Genomic DNA, 3550 nt, shown 5'->3' on the forward strand with positions numbered 1-3550 from the left:
CATCCAGAGCGCGGCGATCAACCTTGCGGTGGCGACCTTCGGCGACGACGCCGACTATCTTATCCGCATCGATGCGCATGGCGGATATCCCGCCGATTATTGCGACAGGCTGGTCGAGGAAGCGCAAGCTACGGGTGCCGATTCGGTCGTCGTTTCGATGCTGACCAGCGGCACGGGCGCGGTGCAGAAGGCCGTGGCGGCGGCGCAGAATTCCAGGCTCGGCACCGGCGGCTCCAAGCACCGCCACATGTCGGCCGGCGAGTGGGTCGACCACGGCCACCATGCGCTGATGCGCATTGCCGCGTTCCGCGCGGTCGGCGGCTATGACGAGAGCTTCAGCCATAACGAGGACGCCGAGCTCGATCACCGCCTCCGTCTGGCCGGCTACCGCATCTGGATGAGCGGCAAGACGCAGATGGTTTATTATCCGCGCTCCACCTTGAAGAGCCTGTTTTTCCAATATCTCGGCTATGGCCGCGGCCGCGCCAGGAACGTGCTCAAGCATCGCATGATGCCGAAGCTGCGGCAGATGATCCCGCTGCTGGTGTTTCCGGTGGTCCTGATGGCGCTCTTGTCTCCGATCTTTGTTCTGGCGGCCGTGCCGTTTCTGGTGTGGGCGGGTGTCTGCCTCGGTTACGGCGTCCGGACCGCGATCAGCCAGCGGAATCCCGCCATAGCGCTGGCCGGCGTGTCGGTGATGGTCATGCATCTGGGCTGGTCCATGGGCTTCTGGCTGCAACTCTTCGGCCCGCAGCCGTCGCGCGAGGCGGCGTGATGGCTGCGAAGAGGAGCGGCAGCATCGACATCTGCATCTGCACTTTCCGCAGGCCGGAGCTTGCTGACACGCTGCGCTCCATCGCCGCGCTGGAGAACCCCGCCGGTTTCGAGATCGGCATCGTCGTCGCCGACAATGACGACGAGCCGAGTGCGCAGCCGCTGGTGAAGGCGCTGGCGCAGGAACTGAAGCTGCCGATCCGCTATCGCCACGCGCCGGCGCGCAACATCTCGATCGCTCGCAACGCCTGCCTCGATGCCAGCGTCTCGGACCTCGTCGCCTTCATCGACGACGACGAGACGGCTTCGCCGGGCTGGCTCGTCGAACTCGTGGCGACCGCGGAGGCGACGGGCGCGACGGCCGTGCTCGGGCCGGTCCGCGCGACATATCGCCAGGACGCGCCGGACTGGATGCGCAAGGGCGATTTCCACTCGACCTTGCCCGTCTGGGTGGGCGGCGAGATCCGCACCGGCTACACCTGCAATGTCCTGCTCAGGATGACCGAGGAAAGCCTGCGCAACCGGCGCTTCAGCCTGGCGCGTGGCCAGACCGGCGGCGAGGACACCGAATTCTTCGATTCGGTGGTCAAGTCCGGCGGGCGCATCGCCTTTGCCTCGCACGCCTTTGTCGACGAGGTGGTGCCGAGTTCGAGGGCCGCCTTCGACTGGCTGCGCCGCCGCCGCTTCCGCTTCGGGCAGACGCATGGTCATCTCATCGGGCGCAACACCGGCGGCCTGCGTCGCGTCTGCCAGGTCGGTCTCGCCTCGGCGAAGGCGGGCTACTGCTTCGGTATGGCGCTTTTGGCCGCAGTCAGCCCGGTGCGACGGAACCGCAGCATGCTGCGCGGCATTATGCATCTCGGCGTCGTCAGCGGTTTGGTCGGAGTCCGCGAAATCCGCCAGTACGGCATCACTCCGCAGGAAGGGGAAAAGCGTGCAGCCTGACGTCAGCTTCGTCATCGCCGCTTACAACGCCGAGGCAACTCTCGACCGGGCGATCGCCAGCGCGATGGCGCAGCGCGATGTCGCGATCGAAGTCATCGTCGTCGACGACCGGTCGAGCGACCGCACGCTCGATGTCGCGCGCGCTTATCCTCAGGACATCGTCAAGGTAGTCGCGCTTCCTGCCAACCGCGGCCCCGGCGGCGCCAGGAATGCCGGGCTCGATCTGGCCCGCGGCCGCTGGGTCGCCGTGCTCGATTCCGACGATGCCGTCCTGCCCGGCAGACTGGCGGCCATGATCGCGCGGGCGGAGAAGGCGGGTGCCGAGATCGCGGTCGACAATGTCCAGGTCGTGCGCGAAGACGGCACGCCCGAAGACATCATGTTCCCGACCAGGTACCTCGAAGGGCTCGGCGAAATCTCGCTGACCGACTATATCGCCGGCAACATCGTTTTCGAGTCGCGCTTCAACCTCGGCTATCTGAAGCCGATCTTCCAGCGCCGTTTCCTGGACGATAATCACCTCCGCTACGACGAGAAGCTGCGCATCGGCGAAGACTACATTCTTCTGGCGAGCGCGCTGGCCAAAGGCGGCCGCTGCGTGGTCGAGCCGACCGTCGGCTATGTCTACCATATCCGCACCGGCTCGATCTCGCGCGTGCTCGAGTTGCATCATGTCGAGGCGATGGCCGAGGCCGATGCCGCCTTCGCGGCCGAGCATTTCATGGACGACGGCGCCAAGGCGGCTTTCGCCAGACGCGGCCGCAGCCTGCGCAAGGCGGCCTCGTTCCTGTCATTGGTGCAGCACATCAAGGCGCGTGCGCCGCTGAAGGCGATACGCACGGCGCTCAGCGATCCGGCCGCGGTCCGGCATATGTCGATGCCGATCGCGGTTCGGCTGAGAAGGGTTGCGGCACAGTTTGCCGTGGGCACGGGGAGGTGAAGTATGCAGGCGCATGGAATGCGGTTTCATAGCCAGCGATAGGTAAAAAAGCGATATCCTCAGAAGGAATAAGCGATGCAGAAAGTCAGGAAGGCAGTCATACCGGTGGCGGGGCTCGGAACGCGGTTCCTGCCGGCGACCAAGTCGATGCCGAAGGAAATGCTGCCCGTCGTCGACAAGCCGGTCGTGCAATATGCCGTGGACGAGGCCTTCGAGGCCGGCATCGAGCACATCGTCTTCGTCACCGGGCGCAACAAGGCGGTCATCGAAGACTATTTCGACCTGCACCCTGAACTGATCGGGACGCTCGAGCAGACTGGCAAGAAGGCGCAGCTCCAATCGCTGGAAAGCTTGCTGCCGGTGGCCGGCGCCACCTCCTTCATCCGCCAGCAGTCGCCGCACGGTCTCGGCCATGCCGTATGGTGCGCACGCGACGTGATCGGCAACGAGCCCTTCGCGCTGCTGCTCCCCGACATGGTGTCCTTCGGCGCGCCGGGCTGCCTGGCGGAAACCGTCGACCTCTATCAGCGGACCGGCGGCAACGTCATCGCCGTCGAGCGCTGCGATCCTTCGGAAACCAGCAAATACGGCATCGTCGGCCGCGGCGCCGAGGTGGCCTCGGGCTTCGAAGTAACCGCCATGGTCGAGAAGCCGGCCCCCGCCAACGCGCCGTCGAACTTCTACATCAATGGCCGCTATATCCTGCAGCCGGAGATCTTCGCCCTGCTCGGCACCCAGCAACGCGGCGCCGGCAACGAGATCCAACTCACCGACGCCATGGTTCGACTGGCTGAAAGCCAGCCTTTCTATGCCCAGCCCTTCAACGGCCGCATGTTCGACTGCGGCTCCAAGGAGGGCTTCATCGAGGCCACCATCGCCTTTGCTCTGGCG

At 65.4% G+C, this 3550-nt stretch carries 4 protein-coding genes; all 4 read left to right on the plus strand.

Going from position 1 to position 3550, the window contains the following annotated elements; translation table 11 throughout:
- Window positions 1-775: glycosyltransferase family 2 protein (locus EOA75_RS30630; protein WP_127325901.1), on the plus strand; the 775-nt coding region annotated here is incomplete at its 5' end.
- Entirely contained in the window at window positions 775-1719 is a 945-nt protein-coding gene (locus EOA75_RS30635) for a glycosyltransferase (RefSeq protein ID WP_127325902.1), read from the plus strand. The genes EOA75_RS30630 and EOA75_RS30635, both read left to right, overlap by 1 nt.
- Window positions 1709-2659 carry a glycosyltransferase family 2 protein gene (locus EOA75_RS30640; protein ID WP_127216404.1) on the plus strand — a complete coding sequence of 317 codons (951 nt, stop codon included), beginning with the start codon at window positions 1709-1711 and terminating at the stop codon, window positions 2657-2659. The genes EOA75_RS30635 and EOA75_RS30640 overlap by 11 nt, the downstream gene beginning before the upstream one ends.
- A gap of 75 nt (window positions 2660-2734) precedes the next feature.
- A partial coding sequence (galU, locus tag EOA75_RS30645) for a UTP--glucose-1-phosphate uridylyltransferase GalU (protein ID WP_127325903.1) occupies window positions 2735-3550 on the plus strand: 816 nt, incomplete at its 3' end.

This window comes from Mesorhizobium sp. M1A.F.Ca.IN.022.07.1.1, from assembly GCF_003997575.1.
Taxonomy (GTDB): domain Bacteria; phylum Pseudomonadota; class Alphaproteobacteria; order Rhizobiales; family Rhizobiaceae; genus Mesorhizobium.

Bases quoted from the DNA above. Each gene is read 5' to 3' on its own strand.
- EOA75_RS30635 (WP_127325902.1), top strand. From the start codon at position 775: ATGGCTGCGAAGAGGAGCGGCAGCATCGACATCTGCATCTGCACTTTC.